The sequence below is a fragment of the Nocardioides sp. NPDC006303 genome, assembly GCF_040613175.1.
Classification (GTDB): Bacteria; Actinomycetota; Actinomycetes; order Propionibacteriales; family Nocardioidaceae; genus Nocardioides.
Genome location: NZ_JBEXRR010000026.1, coordinates 15,219 through 34,698, shown reverse-complemented (window position 1 = coordinate 34,698; position 19,480 = coordinate 15,219). Strand labels below are relative to the sequence as shown.

Sequence of the window (19,480 nt, the reverse complement as noted above, 5' to 3'; positions counted from 1 at the left end):
ACAACTCCGCAAACACGTGTGCTAGCCGACGCTCTGCGAGTTTGTTCTCGCGGTCACAAACTCCGTATGGTGGCTGAGCCGCAGGGCGATCCCGGGCTAAAAAGCCCCCGTCTGTGGCGCCGGCATTGAAAGAGCAGAGCGTGACGGCACGGAGCACGAATACGGGCGAGGGCAGCGGTGCCCAGGACCCCCACCGGGACATCCCCGAGGCGACTGTCGCCCGGCTTCCGGTCTACCTCCGGGCGCTGACCTCGCTCGCCGAGCGCAACATCGCCTCCTGCTCCTCCGAGGAGCTCGCGACGGCTGCCGGGGTGAACTCGGCCAAGCTGCGCAAGGACCTCTCCTACCTGGGCTCCTACGGCACCCGTGGGGTCGGCTACGACGTCGACTACCTGAGCTACCAGATCGCCCGCGAGATCGGCGTCACCCACGACTGGCCGGTCATCATCGTCGGTATCGGAAACCTGGGTCAGGCGCTCGCCAACTTCTCCGGCTTCAGTAGCCGCGGGTTCCGCACCGTCGCGCTCCTGGACGCGGCCGCGCCGATGCAGGGCCGGACGGTTGCCGGGCTCGAGGTGCGACCGTTCGCCGACCTGGCCGAGATCGTCGCGGCCGAGCAGGTCTCGATCGGAGTCATCTCGGTGCCGGCGACCGCTGCCCAGGACGTCGCCGACGCGATGGTCGCGGCCGGCATCAGCAGCATCCTCAACTTCGCGCCCGCCGTCCTGAACGTGCCGCCCGGCGTCGACGTACGCAAGGTCGATCTCTCCATCGAGCTGCAGATCCTCGCGTATCACGAGTCGCGCAAGGCTGCAGAAGCTGTGGAGACGGTGGACAATGGTTCCGAGGAAGGGATCACCGCATGAGTGTCCTTGTTGTCGGCATCTCACATAACTCTGCGCCGGTCTCGCTGCTCGAGGCGGCGGCGGTGGACGCGGACGGCCTGCAGAAGCTTCTCACCGACGTGGCTGGTTGTGAACACGTCAGCGAGGCAGCGGTCATCGCGACCTGCAACCGTCTCGAGATCTACACCGAGGTCGAGCGCTTCCACGGCTCCGTCGAGGAGCTCTCCCGCCGCATCATCGAGGGTGCCGGTCAGACGCTCGAGACGATGCTGCCGCACCTCTACGTCCACTACGACGACGGTGCCGTCTCCCACCTGTTCAAGGTGGCTGCCGGGCTCGACTCGATGGCTGTCGGCGAGGGCCAGATCCTCGGGCAGGCCCGCGCGGCCCTGCAGCTCGGTCAGGAGATGGGCACGGTCGGACCGGCGCTCAACAGCCTGTTCCAGCAGGCGCTGCGGGTCGGCAAGCGCTCGCGCGCGGAGACCGACATCGACCAGGCCGCCCCGTCGCTGGTCACCGCGTCGCTGGACCGCGCCGCGCGAGCCGTGGGTGACGTACGCGGCAAGCGGGTCGCCGTCGTCGGCGCCGGTGCGATGGCCGGGCTGGCCACCGCGACCGTCTCCCGGCTGGGGGCCGCCGACGTCGTCGTGGTCAACCGCACCACGGCCAACGCCGAGCGCCTCGCCAAGGAGTACTCCGCGCGTTCCGCCTCGCTCGACACGCTGGCCGACGAGGTCGCGGCCGCCGACATCGTGATCACCTGCGCAGGCGCCAGCGGGCTGCTCGTCCCGGCGGACATGGTCGGTGACCGCAGCAGCCGCCCGATCGCGCTGATCGACCTGGCCCTGCCCCACGACATCGACCCCGCCGCGGGGTCGCTCCCGGGGGCCACCCTGATCGACCTGGCCGCCCTCGCCGACGAGCTGCACGCCTCGCCCGCCGGCAAGGAGGTGCTGGCGGTCCGCGACATCGTCACCCAGGAGGTCGCGGCGTTCCTGAGCGCTCGTCGCCAGTCCGCCGTGACCCCGACGGTGGTCGCGCTGCGGACCATGGCCACCGGTGTCGTCGCCGCCGAGATGGAGCGCCTCGACAACAAGCTGCCCGGTCTCGACGAGGTGACTCGCGCCGAGGTCCTCCGGACCGTACGCCGCGTGGCCGACAAGCTGCTTCACGAACCGACCGTCCGGGTCAAGGAGCTCGCCAACGAGACCGGCGCGGTGTCGTACGCCGCTGCGCTCGCCGAGCTCTTCGCGCTCGACCCCGAGGCCGTCTCCGCGGTGACCCGGGCCGACGTCCCAGGAGACCACTCATGAGAACTCTTCGTCTCGGCACCCGCCGCTCCCAGCTCGCCGTCACCCAGTCGACCCTCGTCGCGGAGATGCTCCGCGCCCAGGGCCACATCGTCGAGCTGGTCGAGATCGTCTCCGACGGCGATCGCACCCAGGCGGCGAACACCCCGCTGACCAGCGCGAACTCGACGGGCGTCTTCGTCAGCGCGCTGCGCGACGCGCTCCACGCCAAGGAGATCGACCTCGCGGTCCACTCCCTCAAGGACCTGCCGACCTACCCCGAGGAAGGCATCGAGCTGGTCGCGATCCTGCCGCGCGAGGACCCGCGCGACGTGATCGTCGCCCGCGACGGCCTGACCCTCGGTGAGCTCCCGCCGGGCTCGCGGGTAGGCACCGGCTCGCCGCGACGCGTCGCCCAGATCAAGGCCCTCGGCCTCGGCCTGGAGCTGGGCGGCATCCGCGGCAACGTGGACACCCGCATCGGCAAGGTCCGCTCGGGCGAGTTCGACGCTGTCGTGCTCGCGCGTGCCGGCCTGGCCCGCATCGACCGGCTCGACGAGGTCACCGAGGTCCTCGACCCGATCCAGGTGCTGCCCGCTCCTGGTCAGGGGGCCTTGGCGGTCGAGTGCCGCGCAGGCGACGCCGATGCCGACGTACGCAAGATTCTGGCTTCCCTCGACGACTCGCCCACCCGAGCGGCTGTCGAGGCGGAACGCGCGGTGCTCGCCACCCTCGAAGGTGGCTGCGCCGCGCCCATCGGGACCCTCGCCGACGTGGTTGAGGGTGAGGAAGGACCAGAGCTGTGGGTGCGGGCAGTCGCGCTCTCACTCGATGGCTCGCTCTCGATCCGACTCTCCGCATCCGGGCCGCTCGACGACGCCGCAGGCGTCGGACGCCGGCTCGCCGAGGAGATGCTCGCCGAGGGTGCAGCAGACCTGACCGACGACCCCACCACTGACCCCGGCCAGGCTGTCATGGACACGGGCGGTTCCCCCCAGACCGCTCCCGAGCAGGACAAGGTGCACAACGCATGACCCGAGCAAAGACCACCGAGCAGACGGCCGAGCACAGCTCGGCCACCCCACTGGGCTGGGTGTCCTTCGTCGGCAGCGGTCCTGGTGACCCTGAGCTGCTGACGGTACGGGCGATCGACCTGTTGAAGCAGGCCGATGTTGTCGTGACCGAGGCCCCCGAGCACGCTTCGATGGTGCGCGGCGTTCTCGGCATCCCCGAGCCGGTCGAGCCGGCCGAGGGTGACGAGACCCCGGAACCGGTCGGACCCGAGTTCATCGACGGCGGGTTCGGCGTCGACGGCCAGCCCCTGGCCAACGCCGCCCGTGCCAAGGCCGTCGTCAAGCAGGCGAAGCTGGGCAAGCGCGTCGTGCGCCTGATGACCGGCGACCCCTTCCTCTACGCCTCCGGCCCCGAGGAGGCGCAGTCCTGCGCCAAGGCGGGCATCGGCTTCGAGATCGTCCCCGGCGTCTCGTCCGTGTCGGCCGTTCCGGCCTACGCCGGCATCCCGCTGACGACCAAGGACCACCAAGAGGTCGCGGTCGTCACCTGCAACGAGAAGATCGACTGGAGCCAGTACGCCGACAACCGCACCCTGGTTCTCCTCTCCGGTGTCGGCATGATCGGCGACATCGCCAAGGAGCTCGTTGCGGCGGGCCGCTCGGCCAAGACCCCGGTCGCGATCACCCGCGTCGGCACCACGACCGAGCAGTCGACGGTAGAGTCGACGCTGGAGAACATCGCCGTCGACGCTCGCGCCGCACGGATGGCGCCGCCGGCGATCGTGGTGATCGGCAAGGTGGTCAACTTGCGTGAGACGCTCTCGTGGTTCGAGACGAAGCCGCTGTTCGGCTGGCGCGTGCTGGTGCCCCGCACCAAGGAGCAGGCGCCTGCGCTGTCGCTGAAGCTGAAGGGCTTCGGTGCCGTGCCCGAGGAGGTGCCGACGATCTCCGTCGAGCCCCCGCGCAACCCGCAGCAGATGGACAAGGCCGTACGCGGCCTGGTCGAGGGCCGTTACAACTGGATCGCCTTCACCTCGATCAACGCGGTGCGCGCCGTACGCGAGAAGTTCGACGAGTACGGCCTGGACTGCCGCGCCTTCTCCGGTCTGAAGATCGCCGCCGTCGGCGAGAAGACCGGGCAGGCGCTCGAGGCCTGGGGCCTGCGCCCCGACCTGGTGCCGAACACCGACAACCAGTCGGCCGCCGGCCTGCTCGAGGTGTGGCCGGAGTACGACGAGGACCTCGACCCGATCAACCGGGTCTTCCTCCCGCGCGCCGACATCGCCACCGAGAACCTCATCGCCGGCCTGGTCGACCTCGGCTGGGAGTGCGACGACGTGACCGCCTACCGCACCGTCCGGGCGGCCCCGCCGCCCGCGCCGACCCGCGACGCGATCAAGACCGGAAAGTTCGACGCGGTGGTCTTCACCTCCTCGTCGACGGTCCGGAACCTGGTCGGCATCGCAGGCAAGCCGCACACCTCCACGGTGATCGCGGCGATCGGTCCGGCCACCGCCAAGACCGCCGAGGAGCACGGCCTGCGGGTCGACGTGATGTCGCCCGAGCCGTCGATCGAGGCGCTCACCGAGGCGCTCGCCGCCTTCGGTGCGGCGCGTCGTGCCTCGCTGGTCGAGCAGGGCCTGCCGGTCACCAAGCCGTCCGACCGGCGCCCCGCCTCGCGCCGCCGTTCGCGCACCTCCTGAACCGACCGTTCGACGGCAACAGCCGCGTGCTCCCGAGTGTGGGTGCACGCGGCTGTTGCATTACCGTGGAACGTACCCTTTTGCGATGGAGTGCAGATGAGCATCGAGAAGCCCGTGATCCGTCCCCGCCGGCTGCGCCGCACGCCGATCATGCGCCGGATGGTCGCGGAGACGGCCGTACGTCCCGCCAACCTGGTCCTGCCCGCGTTCGTGCGCGAGGGGATCGATGAGCCCGTCCCGATCTCGACCATGCCCGGCGTGGTCCAGCACAGCCGGGAGTCGCTGCGGAAGGCCGCCGCCGAGGCTGCGTCCGCCGGCATCGGCGGCATCATGCTCTTCGGCGTACCGGAGACGAAGGACGCGGTCGGCTCGGGCGCGCTGGACCCCGACGGCATCCTCAACGTGGCCATCGCCGACGTCGTCTCCGAGGTCGGCGACGCGCTCACCGTGATGAGCGACCTGTGCCTGGACGAGTTCACCGACCACGGCCACTGCGGTGTGCTCGCCGAGGACGGCTCCGTCGACAACGACGCCACTCTCGAGATCTACGCCCAGATGGCGATCGCCCACGCCGAGGCCGGCGTCCACATGGTCGGCCCGTCCGGGATGATGGACGGCCAGGTCGCGGTGACCCGCGACGCCCTCGACGGCGCGGGCCACACCGATGTCTCGATCCTCGCCTACTCCGCGAAGTACGCCTCGGCCTTCTACGGCCCGTTCCGCGAGGCCGTCGACTCCGCGCTCAAGGGCGACCGGCGGACCTATCAGCAGGATCCAGCCAACGCGCTGGAGGGCGTCCGCGAGGCGCTCCTTGACGTCGCTGAGGGTGCCGATATCGTGATGGTCAAGCCCGGGCTCCCGTATCTCGACGTCCTGCAGCGAGTGCGTGAGTCTGTCGATGTTCCGGTGGCTGCCTACAACATCTCAGGGGAGTACTCGATGTTGGAAGCCGCCGCCACGAACGGCTGGATCGACCGCGAACCGGCGATCCTGGAGACACTCACCGCCTTCAAGAGGGCGGGTGCGGACGTCATTCTGACCTACTGGGCCACCGAAGCAGCTGGCTGGCTGCGAGGCTGACGTTCTCGCTTGATCAGCCGAGCACCTCTGTGACGTGGAACATATCCTGAGAGTAGACTCGAGCCTGTGACCAATCGAGAGTTGGGCAGCACAAAGCGCACCGGTCGGCCGCGCAACAGTGGACGGAATTCGGCGAACCCGCGGGAAGAGATTCTCAAAGAGGCATCCCGCCTCTTCACCGCTCAAGGGGTCGCGGCGACGACGATCAGCCAGATCGCCGAGTGCGTCGGACTGCGCCAGTCCTCGATGTACTACTACTACAAATCCAAGGAAGAGATCCTCTCCGCCTTGATGGAGAAGAACCGCGAGTCGCTCACGCTCGCGGAGAAGCTCCTTGAAGAGGCCGGCCCGGCGGCTCCGCGGCTCTACGCCTTCCTCTACACCGACGTCCGCCAGCTGTGCACCGCTCCGCTCGACTTCTACGAGCTGGAGGTGGCCGCCCTGGCGCAGCCGCAGGTCTTCGCGGGCTTCGAGGAGGACGGTGACAAGCTGCGTGACGCGGCTGCCCAGCTCCTCGAGCAGGGCGTCGCCAGCGGTGAGCTGCGTCAGACCGACCCCGCCGCCACCGCGCTGATGCTGCTCTCGCTCAACGAAGGCGCCCAGCACCGGCTCTGGCACGGCCGGCGCGACGACGAGAAGGCCCCGGCTAGCCCCGACGCGCTGGCCGAGTCGGTCGCCGACTACCACCTCAGCTCCCTGCTGGCCGACGCATCCTCCCTGGATGCGGTCCGCGAGCTCGGGCGTGCCTTCGTCACCGAGTACGAGGACGACGAGCCCGCCGCCTGACTGTCGCGAACCCGTTGTGGCTGCCCGCGCGGGGTGTAACACGTCGTTCGTAGGACTACTCGCCCTATTGGAGCGACCGGATAGTCCTACGAACGACGTGTTACATGCGTGGCTGGGCGCCGATCAGCGCTCCAGACACGACGAAGGGCCCCGCCGGATGGCGGGGCCCTTCGTCTTATCGGATCAGTTGCCGGTGAGGGCTCCGAACAGGCCGCCGAGGATGCCCTTGAGGATCAGCGTGAGTAGGTTGCCGACGGTCGCGTTGACCTGCTCGAGTGTCTTGCCGGCCATGGCATTGACGCACTGGGTCAAGGCCTGGCCCGACTGGTTCGCGCTCAGGAGCGGGTACTTCGCCAGCTCACGCTGGCACGCGGCAAGAATCTGAGCGGGCGTAGCGACGACCGTCTCGACCGTCTCCTTGAGCGGCTCGGTCACCGTCTCCGCAGGCCCGCCGGTGCTGCCGCCGTCGTCACCGCCGCCCCCGGTGCCACCACCAGTGCTCCCGCCGGGAGTCTCCCCGGAAGGGGCCTCGCTGGAGGGGCCGGAGGGAGACTGCGAGGAGCCGCCGCGCGGGCCGGCCTGCTGGCCGCCTGCCCGGAGCTCGCGGTCCTTCTGCTTCGAAGACTTGGGAGCCTCCATCCGCGGGATCGCGTAGTCGACCGGGACCGTGCTGTTCGGGATGGAGGTGAAGTCGCCGGAGCGGTAGGCCTCGGCGACACCGAGCACGGTCGTGACGTACGACTGGCTGTGGTTGTAGCGGAAGACCGCTGCTCGCGCGCCCTGGTCGGTGGAGAGGTCGTCGTTGCCGGAGCAGAGGTAGACGGCGGAGGCGAGGGCGGCGTCGTTGATGTCCTGGGGGTTGCGCTTGCCGTCGCCGTCGGCGTCCACGCCGACCATCGCCCAGGTGGAGGGGATGAACTGCATCGGGCCGACCGCGCGGTCGTAGCTGGTGTCGCCGTCGTACTGCCCGCCGTCGGTGTCGGTGATCTGGGAGACGTTGCCCTTGCCGTTGAGCGGCACCCCGTAGATGCCGGGCGTGGAGACGCCCTCGGCACTGAGACGGTTGTCGTTGGCGCGCCCGTGGTTGGACTCGACCCGCCCGATCGCGGCGATCAGCGGCCAGTCGATCTTGCAGGCGGCGTCCGCGGCGTTGATGACTGTGGCCGCACGCTGATAGGCGGCGAGCGCGGCGGACGGGATCCCGGCGGCGCTGGCCGTCCCGGGCAGCGACTTGCCGCCCTCGTTGGTCGAGGCCGAGACGCTGGCCGGCGCCTCGATCGCCTCGGCCGGGACCGATGTCCCGTCGGGCAGGCTGAACGCGTCGTCGTATCTGGGCCCTGATGCGGTGGCACTCGACTGCGTCAGACCGGTGACGTTGACCGTCCAGGCCGCGCTCAGCAGCGCGAGCGGAACGAGCGCGGTCGCCTTCTGAAGGCGGCTGTAGCGCGAAGCGGACATCGAATCTCCCCTGGTGATCACCGCACTGAAATCGTACGGAGGTCGTGCTCCCTCATGCAACGTTCAAACGAACCGTCTCACGTCAAAGTTACGCGCGTCACGTTTTACGTGAACATAGCGTTCCACTAAACGAGACGCCTGTGAGACGGATGAAAGCTCCAGTTCATGACGCCGAACCCGGATCCGAAACATTCTGGTCCCAATATGTGGGTCAACTGACCAGGACGATTGACCGAACAGGCGAAAAGGGTAATCCTCATCACACCGCCTGGCCACGGGAGAGCCTGGCGGCAACCCGGCGAGAGGACCCGACCCGATGCGCCACCAACGTTCGAGTACGACGTGCGCCAGCCTGCTGGTCGCCGCCCTTGTCGCCGCCGTGCTGGTGCTCGGGCCATCACCCGGGCCGGGACTGAGCATCGCGAGCGCCGCCCCCGAGTCGACGTACCTCGTCGGCCGTGGCATCGCGGACGTCACCGGCGAGCCGGGGGAGAACGGCATGATGGGATACGCCGACCTCGCCCAGAGCACCACCGGCATCCACATGCGTCAGCGCGCCCGCGCCTTCGTGATCGCCGACGCGGCGAGCGGTGAGCGCGTGGTCCACGTGGTGGCCGACGTCGGGATGATCTTCCAGGGCGTACGCGACGCCGTCCTGACCAAGCTCGAACAGCGGTACGGCGACCGTTACAGCGAGCGCAACGTCATGCTCACGGCGACCCACACCCACGCAGGGCCGGGTGGGTTCTCGCACCACAACCTCTACAACCTCACGACGCTCGGCTATCACGAGAAGACGTTCCGAGCGGTCGTCGACGGCATCGTGTCCTCGATCGGACGGGCCGACGCCGACCTCGCGCCCGCCGACCTCAGCCTGTCGACCCGCCAGCTCACCAACGCCAACGTCAACCGCTCCAAGCAGGCGTTCGACCGAAACCCGGAGTCCGACAAGGCGTACTTCCCCAACGGCAGCGACACCCGGAGCACCACGCTCCAGGTACGGCGGGAGGCCCCTGACGGGTCGACCAGCCTCGACGGGGTCATCAACTGGTTCCCGGTGCACGCCACCAGCATGTCGACCGGCAACACGCTGATCAGCCCCGACAACAAGGGCTACGCGGAGTACGTCTGGGAGCGGCAGGTGCGCGGCGTCGACTACATCGACGACACCGCCCCCGACTTCGTGGCGTCGTTCGCGCAGTCCAACGCCGGCGACATGTCGCCCAACCTCAACCTGCAGCCGACCGACGGCCCGACCAAGGACGAGTTCGAGAACACCCGCATCATCGGCACTCGGATGTTCGACGCGGCCCGCGACGGGCTCGAGTCCGACAAGCGGTCGCTCGAGGGCGGCATCGACTCGCGCATGGTGTACGTCGACTTCTCCAAGGTCGCCGTACGGCCGGAGTTCACCCCCGACGGCAAGCCGCACAACACCTGCTCGGCTGCGCTCGGCGCCTCCTTCGCCGCCGGCAGCACCGAGGACGGCGGCGGCGGACTGCCGATCTTCAAGGAGGGCAAGGACGGCGGCAACCCGCTGGTCGGGCTGATCTCCGGAGCGCTCTACACCGGTTCGCCCGCGCTCAAGGCCTGTCAGTCGCCGAAGGAGGTGCTGCTGCCCGTGGGTGACCTCGACCTGGTGCAGCAGAAGCTCCCCGTGCAGCTGATGCGGATCGGCGACTTCTACCTGGTCGGGATCCCGGCCGAGGTGACCGTGGTGGCGGGTCTGCGGATCCGGCAGGCGGTGGCCGAGGCGGTCGGCACGGACCTGGACAACGTGCTCGTGCAGGGCTACGCCAACGCCTACGCGCACTATCTGACCACGCCCGAGGAGTACGACTCCAAGGAGTACGAAGGCGCCAGCACCCTCTTCGGCCGCTACGAGCAGCCGGCGTTCGCGCAGGTCGCCTCCGACCTGGGCTCGGCGATGGACGACGGGGTCGACGTACCGCTGGGGGAGAAGGAGGGCGACCGCAGCGTGTGGCAGCTGCCGTCGCCGAGTGGCGCCGTGCTGATGGATGCGCCGCAGATCGGCCACCGCTTCGGCGACGTCCTGACCGCGCCTGCCCCGACGTACCGCCCTGGCCAGCAGGCCAGCGTCGTCTTCGCCGGCGCGCATCCCAACAACGGCCTGCACCACGGCGGCAGCTACCTCGCCGTCGAGCGCAAGGTGGGTGCGACCTGGCAGCGGGTCGCCGACGACGGTGACTGGTCGACGAAGTTCCGCTGGGCGCGCGACGGCATCGCGGCCTCCAAGGTGACGATCACGTGGGACGTCCCGCCTGGCACCGCGTCAGGGAGCTACCGCATCCGCTACTTCGGCGATGCGCGCAACCTGCTCGGGACGGTCTCGTCGTTCACCGGCACCTCGCCCGTCTTCGGGGTCAGCTCGTGAGCCGGGTCGCGGCTCGGCTGGTGGGTGTCGCTCTGCTGGCGGCGTCGGGGCTCGCGCTCCCGGGGACCGCCGCAGCCGCGCCCGAAGCGGCGGCCACCACGCCGCGAGTGCGAGTGCTCACGCACAACGTCCAGATGTTGCCGGCGATCTTCGGCGGCAAGGCCAACGCCACCCGGGCCGAGCTGATCGCGAAGGCCGACTACGTGAAGGGCTACGACGTGGTGGTCTTCGACGAGGCCTTCGACAACGGTCCCTCGGAGACCCTCAAGAGCCGGCTCGCAGCGCAGTATCCCCACCAGACGCCGGTGCTCGGGCGCTCGAGGTCGGGCTGGGACGAGACCCTCGGCGCGTACTCCTGGCTGACCCCCGAGGACGGCGGCGTGACGATCCTGAGCAAGTGGCCGATCACCCACAGGATCCAGTACGTCTACAGCGGCGGCTGCGGCGCCGACGCGCTGTCCAACAAGGGCTTCGTCTACGTGCAGCTCGATGTCGACGGCACTCCTGTCCACGTCGTCGGCACCCACGTCCAGGCGGAGGACCCGCTCTGCTTCGGCGACGGCGCGGCCGTACGCGCCGAGCAGTTCGCGGAGATCGACGAGTTCCTGGACGGCCTGGCGATCCCGGCAGACGAGCAGGTCATCGTGGCCGGCGACCTCAACGTCGACAGAGCCTCGCCCGAGTACGCCGACCTACTCGCGGCCACCGACACCGTCGCCCCGACGGCGTACGCAGGACACCCGTTCAGCTGGGACCCGACGACGAACCCGCTCGCCACGGGCGGGCAGGAGCACCTCGACTACGTGCTGCATCGCCGCGGCCACGTACGCCCGCGGGTGTGGACCAACACGGTGCTCACGCCCACGTCGCCGCCCTGGGAGCACGCCGGAACGGCCTACACCGACTACTCCGACCACTATCCCGTCGCAGGCGGCTGAGGAGCTCCGATGACCGTCACGTCGAACCCGCTGGCCGCCGAGCGAGCGGCGGTCGCCGACGCCTGTCGGGCGTTGGCGGCCGAGGGGCTCGTCATCGGTACGGCGGGCAACGTCAGTGTCCGCTCCGGTGACCTGGTCGCGATCACCGCGACCGGGGCGTCGTTCGCCACGATGACCGCGGACCAGGTGACCGTCCTCGACCTCGACGGGCAGGTCGTCGCGGGTGAGCTCGCGCCGACCTCCGAGGTCGACCTGCACCTCGGGCTCTACCGCCGCCGCGAGACGGGCGCGATAGTTCACACCCACGCTCCGATGGCCACTGCGCTGTCGTGCGTCCTGACCGAGCTGCCGTGCGTCCACTACGGCCTGCTGGCGCTCGGCGGCACGGTCCGGGTGGCGCCGTACGCCACCTTCGGCACGCCGGAGCTCGCCGAGCTGGTCATCGAGGCACTCGAGGGCCGCGGCGGCGCGCTCATGGCCAACCACGGCGCGATCACCCATGCGGCCGACCTGGCCAAGGCGGTCGAGCTGGCCCTGCTCCTGGAGTGGGGATGCACCGTCTACTGGCGAGCCGCCGCCATCGGCACCCCGCGCGTCCTCGACGAAGACCAACAGGTCGCGGTGATCCACGCCGCCCTGACCCGCGGCTACGGCACCACCCGCCCCTCATCACAGGAGAACTCGTGACCACTTCCCCCACCGTCGTCACCCTCGGCGCACACGTGCTCGACACCCTGGTACGCCACGTCGAGGCGATCCCCGAAGGACAGGACGGCCAGCTGGTCGACGAGATCCGGGTCACCGCGGCCGGCCCCGCCGGGGGCACCGCGCTGGTGCTCGCCAAGCTCGGCGCGACCGTCGTCAGCGCGGGCGCCATCGGGACCGACGCGGTCGGCGACCAGCTGCTCTCGCTGCTGCAGCGCGACGGCGTGGACACCGAGCATCTGGTACGCCGCGAGGACCACCAGACCTCCGCGAGCGTGCTCCCGATCCGCCCCGACGGGTCGCGGCCGGCGTTCCACGTGATCGGCGCCAACGGCGCCTACGGTCCCGACGACGCTCCGCTGGACGTGATCGCCGCGGCGGACCACCTGCACCTCGGCGGTCCGGAGTTCATGGGCGGCGACGCGGCGGCGAAGATCCTCGCCCACGCGCGCGACAACGGCGTGACCACCTCGCTCGACTCCCTCGCGCCCGGCGACCCGGGCATGTTCGAGTGGATCGCGGCCGCGTTCCCCTATGTCGACCACCTGCTGGTCAACGACGAGCAGGCGCTCGGCTGGACCGGGGCCGCCGACCTGGAGGTGGCCTGCCGCAAGCTGGTCGAGGCCGGCGCCGGCTGCGTGGCCGTGACTGCCGGCGCCCAGGGCGCGGTCGTGGTGACTGCAGACGAGACCGTTCGGGTGCCGGCGTACGACATCGAGGTGGTCGACACCACCGGCTGCGGTGACGCGTTCTCGGCGGGCTACATCCGGGGTCTCGCGCTGGGCCGGACGCCCACCGAGGCGGCCGAGCTGGGCTGCGCGACCGCCGCCCAGGTCGCCGGCGGCCTCGGGTCCGACTTCGGCAGCTTCGACCTCGCCTCGGTCGAGAGCTTCGCCGCCAGTGCCGCGCTCAAGGAGGTCTGAGGAGTGCCGCGGACAGCTCGGGTCGACGTGGCGATCGTCGGCGCCGGCCTGGCCGGGCTGACCGCCGCCCGTGCTCTGGTGGCCGCGGGACGCAGCGTCGTCGTGCTCGAGGCGCGCGACCGGGTGGGCGGCCGCACCCTCAACCACGACCTCGGCGACGGCCAGGTCGTGGAGGCCGGCGGCCAGTTCGTCGGACCGACCCAGAACCACATTCTCGGGCTGGCCGCTGAGCTGGACGTCAAGACCTTCCCGGCGTACACCGAGGGTGAGGCGGTCTACGTCCGCGGCGGCCGCGCCAAGCGCTACGCCGGCGACGTACCCCCGGACCCGACGGCCCTGGCGGATGTCGCGGTCACCCTGGCGCGTATCGACCGGCTCGCCCGGCGCATTCCGTTGGGCGAGCCGTGGCAGGCACGCAACGCCGCACGGCTGGACGCGGTCACCTTCGACTCGTGGATCCGCGACACCACGGTCAGCGCCGCCGGCGTCGACCTGGTCAACATCTTCTTCGGCTCGGCCTACGGCGGCACCGCGGCGGATGCCTCGGCTCTGTTCAGCCTCCACTACGTCGCGGGCATGGGCGATGAGGACAACCCCGGCTCGATCGCCCGTGGGATCGGGGTGGAGGGCGGAGCCCAGCAGGATCGTTTCGTCGGCGGCTCGCAGGGGGTCTCGCTGGCGATGGCCGAACAGCTCGGCGACCGGGTGGTGCCGAACGCCCCGGTGCGCGCGATCGAGCAGAACGGCCGCACCGTGAAGCTGCGTACCGACGCGGGCGTGTGGCAGGCCGGGCACGCGATCGTCGCCGTCCCGCCCCCGCTCGCTGGCAAGATCTCGTGGTCGCCGTTGCTGCCGGCGCCGCAGGCGGCTCTCTTCGACCGGATGCCGATGGGCAACCTGATGAAGTGCGAGGCGGTGTACGACGAGCCGTTCTGGCGCGCGGAAGGTCTCTCCGGCCAGGCCACGTTCCGCTCGCCCGACTCGGCGATCTGCTCGATGTTCGACAACACCCCGCCGAGCGGCGGACCCGGAGTGCTGATGGGGTTCCTCGGCGGCCGTGCCTGGCGGGCGCTGGCCCACCGGCCGCCCCGCGAGCGCCGGGCCGCCGTGCTGCGTACCTTCGCGCGGGCGGTCGGCCGGGAGGCGCTGCGGCCGCGCGACTACTTCGAGCAGGACTGGTCGAGCGAGGAGTGGACCCGGGGCGGGCCGACCTCGGTCCTCGCCCCCGGCGTCCTCACCGCCCTCGGCGAGTGGCGGGACCGGCCCTTCGGGCTCGTGCACTGGGCCGGCGCGGAGCACGCCGACTACTGGAACGGCTACATGGACGGCGCCGTCCGCTCCGGCCGCGACGCCGCGGCTGCCGTGATCGACGTACTGGAAGGAAATGAGAGATGAGCATGACCGAGCTGAGCGAGACCGCTGTGCTGGCCGTCCCTGTGGACCGGGTCTGGCAGGTGGTGTCGGCGACGAACCGGTACGCCGAGTGGGTGGACGGCGTCTACGAGGTGACCGACCATCACGGCGAGGCCGAGGTCGGCCGCACCTACGCCGAACGCAACCGCACCATCGGACCGCTGTCCACGCGGTCGACCTGGACGGTCAGGGAGATCGAGCCGCTGACGACCCGCATCGACACCGGGGAGGGCTTCGCCCCGCTGCACGAGATGACCAACGTCTTCCGGTTCCGGCCGGTCGCTGTCGACGGTGTCGACGGTGCCGGCACCGAGATGACATACGCCGTCCGCTACCGCGTCGGTCTCGGCCCGCTCGGTGCGGTGATCGACAAGGTCACCCAGCCCGGGCTGCGGAAGGCGTTCCAGCAGTCGATGCGCAACCTGGAGGACCTGATCGTCGCCGAAGGTCAGTGATGGGTCGGCGCGCTCTGGTGCAAGGTGTGGCCGAGGACCCGGTCGACGTACGGGTTGGCGAAGACGCCGGTCGGGTCAAGGTCGTCGCGTAGCGCGGTGAAGTCGCCGAACCGCGGGTATCGCTCGGCGAGGTCGGCCGCGGTGAGCCGGTGCATCTTGCCCCAGTGCGGACGCCCGTCGGCAGCGCCGAGGATGTCCTCACAGACGGAGAACCAGCGCTCGTGGGGCATCCGGTGGTACTGGTGGAAGGCGACATAGGCGACGTCGCGGTCGTACGCCGGCGAGAGCCAGATGTCGTCGCTCTTCACGAAGCGGACCTCGAGCGGGAACGACACCTTCTCGTCATGGGTGTCGACCCAGTGCCGGAGCTCGCGGAGCACGGCTGCGATCGCGGCCCGCGGGACGGCGTACTCACCCTCGCGGAAACGTACGTCGCGGTGGGACGCGAACACGTTCGGGGCCAGGTCGGTGAAATCCCGGGACGACACCGCGCGGGTCACGAACCGGGTGATCCCCGGCACCAGACCAGGGAAGCGGGTGCCGACGCGCAGTAGCGCCTCGAAGCCGATGTTGGTGACGATCTTGTCGTCGAGGGTCCTGGCGAGCGTGCTCATCGGGTTGAGCTCGGCGTCGGCCGGCAGCCGCTGGAACCGGCGCGTCAGCGCGGTGGTGGTGTGCGGGAACCAGAAGAACTCGAAGTGGTCGTTGCCAGCCACCAGCTCGTCGAGCCCGTCGAGCGTCTCGTCGAGCGGCATCGGAGCGTCGACCGCGCGTAGCGCGTAGAGCGGCACGCACTGGAGCGTCACCTTGGTGATCACGCCGAGCGCTCCGATCGAGACCCGCGCGGCCTCGAAGAGCTCCGGCCGCTCCTCGCGCGAGCACGTCACGACCGACCCGTCGGCCAGCACCAGCTCGAGTGCGCGGATCTGGTTGGAGATGCTCCGGAACCTCTCGCCGCTGCCGTGGGTGCCGGTCGACACCGCGCCGGCGACCGTCTGCCGGTCGATGTCGCCGAGGATCTCCATCGCCAGCCCGTGCTGGGCGAGCATCGGGTTGAGCCGGTGCAGCGGGAGTCCGGCCCCGACGGTGACCAAGCCCGAGGCCGCGTCGACGGCGAGTACGCCGTCCAGCCGGTCCGGCCGGAGCTGCAGGCCGGGCGCGACAGCAGCGCCGGTGAAGGAGTGCCCGGATCCGATCGCGCGCACGGTCAGGCCGTCGGCGACGGCGGTCTTCACTGCGGCCGCGACCTCATCGGTCGTCGCGGGCGTGGCCACGCGTGCCGGGGTCACCTCTTCGGTACCGGCCCAGTTGCGCCATCGAGTGCTCATGGCTGGATCCCTTCTGTGGGCAGTCGGGCCTCAGGATGACCCAGGTCACACCAAAGGTCAATAGTCTTGGACACTTGACCTAGTCCGTCGAGCGGTCCATTCTCGATGAATGCTGGATCTCACTGTCCCGACGCGGGCGCGCACCTCCTTCGAAGACCTCGAAGCCGCCACCGCCGACCTCCCCACGCCGTACGCCGTGGTGGACGTGGCCGCACTGCGCACCAACGCAGCCGACCTGGTGCGCCGTGCCGGCGGCAAGCCGATCCGTGTCGCGAGCAAGTCGGTGCGCTGCCGTGCCCTGCTCCGGAGCACGCTGGCGATGCCGGGCTTCCAGGGTGTGCTCGCCTACACCCTGCCCGAGGCTCTCTGGCTGGCGCGTGAGATCGAGGACGTCGTGGTCGGCTACCCGACCGCCGACACGGCCGCCATCCAGCGGCTCGCCGACGACGACCTCCTGGCCTCTCGGGTCACCCTGATGATCGACAGCGTCGAGCATCTGGAGCTGATCGCCGCCGCGGCCGGCGCCAGCGGTCCGCGGATCCGGATCTGCATCGAGCTCGACGCCTCGCTCCGCCTGGTCTCCGGCCGAGTGCACCTCGGCGCCCGGCGCTCGCCCGTGCACGCGCCCGAGCAGGCGGGCGCGCTCGCCCGGGCCGTCGTGGCGCACCCGCGCTGCGAGCTGGTCGGCGTGATGGCGTACGAGGGCCAGATCGCGGGGATGGGCGACAACCAGCCGGGCCTGTCCAAGCACGTCGTCCGTGCGCTGCAGCGGAGGTCCGTCGACGAGCTGGCCGAACGACGGGCCGCCGCCGTGGCCGCTGTGCGACGCGTGGCGCCGCTGGAGTTCGTCAACGGCGGCGGCACCGGCAGCATCGAGACGACTGTCGCCGAGGACGCCGTGACCGAGGTGGCCGCCGGGTCCGGACTGCTCGCTCCGCACCAGTTCGACCACTACACCCGCTTCCGTCCCCAGCCTGCGGCGTACTTCGTCCTGTCGGTCGTACGCCGCCCCTCACCGCGCCACGCGACGGTGCTCGGCGGTGGCTGGATCGCTTCCGGCGCGGCCGGGAAGGACCGGCTCCCGATCCCGGTGTGGCCGCGCGGCCTCGGCCTGGTGTCGTCCGAGGGAGCGGGCGAGGTGCAGACGCCGCTGACCGGTGCCGCGGCCGCCCGTCTCGGGATCGGCGACCGGGTGTGGTTCCGGCACACCAAGGCTGGCGAGCTCTGCGAACACGTCGATGAGCTGGTGCTCGTCGACGGCGGCAGCGTCGTCGACGCCGTCCCGACCTACCGAGGAGAAGGAAAGACGTTCCTGTGACCACGACCGCCACCCCCGCGCCGCCACGTGCGGCCCGCCGGGCCTGTTTCGCGGCCTTCGGGATCCAGGGCTTCACCTTCGCTTCCCTGATCACCCGGCTGCCCACGATCAAGGCCGAGCACGACCTGAGCGACTACCAGGTTCTCCTGCTGCTGGGCGGGGTGGCGATCGCGTCGGTCGTCGGCAGCGTCATCACCGGGTACGCCGCCGCGCGCTTCGGCAGCGCCAGGGTCCTCAGGGTCGCGCTCGTCGGCGCGTCGGTGGCGACGCTGCTGGTCTCGCTCCCCGACAGTGTCGCGGGCCTGGTCGTCGCGGTGTGTGCCTACGGGCTCTTCGTCGGTCAGATCGATGCGGCGATGAACATGCAGGGCGTCGGCATCGAGGACCGCTACGGCCGCAGCATCATGGTCGGCTTCCACGGCATGTGGAGCCTCGGCGCGGTCATCGGCGGCGGCTATGCGGCGCTGACCCTGGAGCTGGGCTGGTCGCTCCTGCTGTCGTTCGCGATCGTCTGCGCGGTCGGGCTCGCGCTCAACGCCGCGCTGCTGGGCGACCTGCTGGTGGTCGACCCCATCGACGGCCATGTCGACGCCGGTGACCACCCGCCGCACGCACCGCAGGTGCCGTGGCTGCCGGTCCTGCTGCTCGCCGTACCCACCTTCGTGATGTGGTTCCTCGACTCGTCGATCTCGGCCTGGGGTGGCATCTACCTGGTCGACGGCCTGTCGTCGACGCAGAGCGCGGCGGCCCTGGCGTTCACGGCATACCAGGCGGTGCTGCTGGTCACCCGGCTGTTCGGCGACAAGGTCGTACGCCGCATCGGGCCGGTGCGGACCGTGCGCATCAGCGGGCTCGTCGCGATCGTCTCGATGGCGCTCGTCGTCGCCGCGCCGTCGGTCTGGGTCGCGGTCGCGGGCTTCGGTCTCCTCGGCGCCGGACTGGCGATGATCCCGCCGCTGTCGTTCGTCGCGGCGGGCCACCTCGACGCCGACGGTGGCGGTCAGGCCGTCGCCCGGGTCAATGTGTCCAACTACGTCGGCTACCTCGTGGCCGCCGTCGCCATCGCCACCGTCGCCGAACAGGTCAGCCACCGCGCGATGTTCGTGCTGCCGCTGCTGCTGAGCCCGGTCCTGTTGCTGATGGCGTCCCGATTCGCCCCCGATGAACGTCGGTCAGTCCGCCGAGCCGGGTGAGCGCGGGGCGAGGAGAGGTAGCGCTTCGAGCAGGATGTCGAAGGCTCCGAGCACGTTCGCGTCCGGGTCGAGCAGGTGCTGCAGCTGCAGGCCGTCCATGGCCGCCATCACCAGGCGCGCGACGCCCTCCAGGTCCGTAGCGGGTGCCGCGTCCGGCTCGAGCTCGTCCGGTGCGGCCTCGGTCAGCGCTGCGGTGAACTCGGCGGCGGTACGCCGGTAGCGGGCGACGGTGAAGTCGTGGGCCGGGTGGCCGGGCACGATCGACTCTGCGGTGACGGTGGTGAACAGCTGGGTCAGCCCGCGGTCGGCGATGGCCCGCTCGAACATGCTCCGCGCGACCTCGGCCTGCTCGTCCCAGGTCGCGCCGGTGTCCGCCTGCTGGCGCGAGGCCTGGTCACGCTCCTCCAGCACCGCCATCAGCAGGCCCGTCTTCGAGCCGAAGTGATGCAGCACCCCGGCCTGGCTCATGCCGGCCAGGTCCGCGATCTCACGCAGCGACGCTCCGTGGCTGCCGCGGCGCCCGAACACGTCCTGAGCCACGTCGAGGATCCGGCGCCGCTGCTCGGCGGACTTGGCGTACGGGCCACGGGCTCGGCTGGACATGCTCGCAGTCTAGGTGGCCCGAACGAAAACCTAGC

The 19,480-nt window shown here is 70.4% G+C and carries 17 protein-coding genes; 14 read left to right on the top strand and 3 right to left on the bottom strand.

Features of this window, described 5'->3' with window-relative positions; translation table 11 throughout:
* Positions 1-140: 140 nt before the first annotated feature.
* From ABZY89_RS19215 to ABZY89_RS19190, 6 genes are all read left to right on the top strand, one after another.
* Complete coding sequence (locus ABZY89_RS19215) at positions 141-866, top strand: redox-sensing transcriptional repressor Rex (RefSeq protein ID WP_355229760.1); 726 nt, start codon at positions 141-143, stop codon at positions 864-866.
* Positions 863-2,158 carry a glutamyl-tRNA reductase gene (locus ABZY89_RS19210; RefSeq protein ID WP_355229758.1) on the top strand — a complete coding sequence of 432 codons (1,296 nt, stop codon included), beginning with the start codon at positions 863-865 and terminating at the stop codon, positions 2,156-2,158. Before ABZY89_RS19215 ends, ABZY89_RS19210 begins: the two co-directional genes overlap by 4 nt.
* On the top strand, positions 2,155-3,168 hold the full coding sequence (gene hemC, locus ABZY89_RS19205; protein WP_355229756.1) for a hydroxymethylbilane synthase: 1,014 nt from the start codon (positions 2,155-2,157) through the stop codon (positions 3,166-3,168). The genes ABZY89_RS19210 and hemC overlap by 4 nt, the downstream gene beginning before the upstream one ends.
* Positions 3,165-4,850: a uroporphyrinogen-III synthase gene (locus tag ABZY89_RS19200; RefSeq protein ID WP_355229754.1), complete on the top strand. Its 1,686-nt coding sequence runs from the start codon at positions 3,165-3,167 to the stop codon at positions 4,848-4,850. Before hemC ends, ABZY89_RS19200 begins: the two co-directional genes overlap by 4 nt.
* 96 nt (positions 4,851-4,946) lie before the next feature.
* Positions 4,947-5,930: a porphobilinogen synthase gene (hemB, locus tag ABZY89_RS19195; RefSeq protein ID WP_355229752.1), complete on the top strand. Its 984-nt coding sequence runs from the start codon at positions 4,947-4,949 to the stop codon at positions 5,928-5,930.
* A gap of 66 nt (positions 5,931-5,996) precedes the next feature.
* Positions 5,997-6,716, top strand: a complete 720-nt coding sequence (locus tag ABZY89_RS19190; RefSeq protein WP_355229750.1) for a TetR/AcrR family transcriptional regulator — start codon at positions 5,997-5,999, stop codon at positions 6,714-6,716.
* Between the two features lie 183 nt (positions 6,717-6,899).
* Here the strand turns inward: ABZY89_RS19190 and ABZY89_RS19185 are convergent, their stop codons facing one another.
* The gene (locus tag ABZY89_RS19185) at positions 6,900-8,174 is read right to left on the bottom strand and encodes a lytic murein transglycosylase (protein WP_355229748.1); all 1,275 of its coding nucleotides are present in this window, start codon (positions 8,172-8,174) and stop codon (positions 6,900-6,902) included.
* Positions 8,175-8,490: 316 nt separating this feature from the next.
* On the opposite strand from ABZY89_RS19185, the gene ABZY89_RS19180 reads away from it, so the two are divergent.
* The 6 genes from ABZY89_RS19180 to ABZY89_RS19155 are packed head-to-tail and all read left to right on the top strand — an operon-like array spanning position 8,491 to position 15,003.
* Entirely contained in the window at positions 8,491-10,569 is a 2,079-nt protein-coding gene (locus tag ABZY89_RS19180; RefSeq protein ID WP_355229746.1) for a neutral/alkaline ceramidase, read from the top strand.
* Positions 10,566-11,507, top strand: coding sequence for a sphingomyelin phosphodiesterase (gene sph / locus ABZY89_RS19175; protein WP_355229744.1), 942 nt, complete (start codon positions 10,566-10,568; stop codon positions 11,505-11,507). Before ABZY89_RS19180 ends, sph begins: the two co-directional genes overlap by 4 nt.
* A 9-nt stretch (positions 11,508-11,516) precedes the next feature.
* On the top strand, positions 11,517-12,194 hold the full coding sequence (locus ABZY89_RS19170) for a class II aldolase/adducin family protein (RefSeq protein ID WP_355229742.1): 678 nt from the start codon (positions 11,517-11,519) through the stop codon (positions 12,192-12,194).
* A complete protein-coding gene (locus tag ABZY89_RS19165) occupies positions 12,191-13,135 on the top strand; it encodes a sugar kinase (RefSeq protein ID WP_355229740.1) in 945 nt (314 codons plus the stop codon). The genes ABZY89_RS19170 and ABZY89_RS19165 overlap by 4 nt, the downstream gene beginning before the upstream one ends.
* A gap of 3 nt (positions 13,136-13,138) precedes the next feature.
* Positions 13,139-14,530, top strand: a complete 1,392-nt coding sequence (locus ABZY89_RS19160) for an FAD-dependent oxidoreductase (protein ID WP_355229738.1) — start codon at positions 13,139-13,141, stop codon at positions 14,528-14,530.
* Entirely contained in the window at positions 14,527-15,003 is a 477-nt protein-coding gene (locus tag ABZY89_RS19155) for an SRPBCC family protein (protein ID WP_355229736.1), read from the top strand. Before ABZY89_RS19160 ends, ABZY89_RS19155 begins: the two co-directional genes overlap by 4 nt.
* Here ABZY89_RS19155 and ABZY89_RS19150 read toward each other — a convergent pair.
* Positions 14,997-16,331 (bottom strand): D-arabinono-1,4-lactone oxidase, encoded by a 1,335-nt coding sequence (locus ABZY89_RS19150; protein WP_355229734.1) that lies wholly within the window; start codon positions 16,329-16,331, stop codon positions 14,997-14,999. The two genes, ABZY89_RS19155 and ABZY89_RS19150, sit on opposite strands and share 7 nt — an antisense overlap.
* A gap of 109 nt (positions 16,332-16,440) precedes the next feature.
* Between ABZY89_RS19150 and ABZY89_RS19145 the strand changes: the two genes are divergently transcribed.
* Together ABZY89_RS19145 and ABZY89_RS19140 are read left to right on the top strand one after the other, a co-directional pair.
* On the top strand, positions 16,441-17,649 hold the full coding sequence (locus ABZY89_RS19145) for an amino acid deaminase/aldolase (RefSeq protein WP_355229732.1): 1,209 nt from the start codon (positions 16,441-16,443) through the stop codon (positions 17,647-17,649).
* A complete protein-coding gene (locus tag ABZY89_RS19140; RefSeq protein ID WP_355229730.1) occupies positions 17,646-18,842 on the top strand; it encodes an MFS transporter in 1,197 nt (398 codons plus the stop codon). Before ABZY89_RS19145 ends, ABZY89_RS19140 begins: the two co-directional genes overlap by 4 nt.
* Here the strand turns inward: ABZY89_RS19140 and ABZY89_RS19135 are convergent.
* On the bottom strand, positions 18,822-19,445 hold the full coding sequence (locus ABZY89_RS19135; protein WP_355229728.1) for a TetR/AcrR family transcriptional regulator: 624 nt from the start codon (positions 19,443-19,445) through the stop codon (positions 18,822-18,824). The genes ABZY89_RS19140 and ABZY89_RS19135 overlap by 21 nt on opposite strands.
* Positions 19,446-19,480 lie beyond the last annotated feature (35 nt).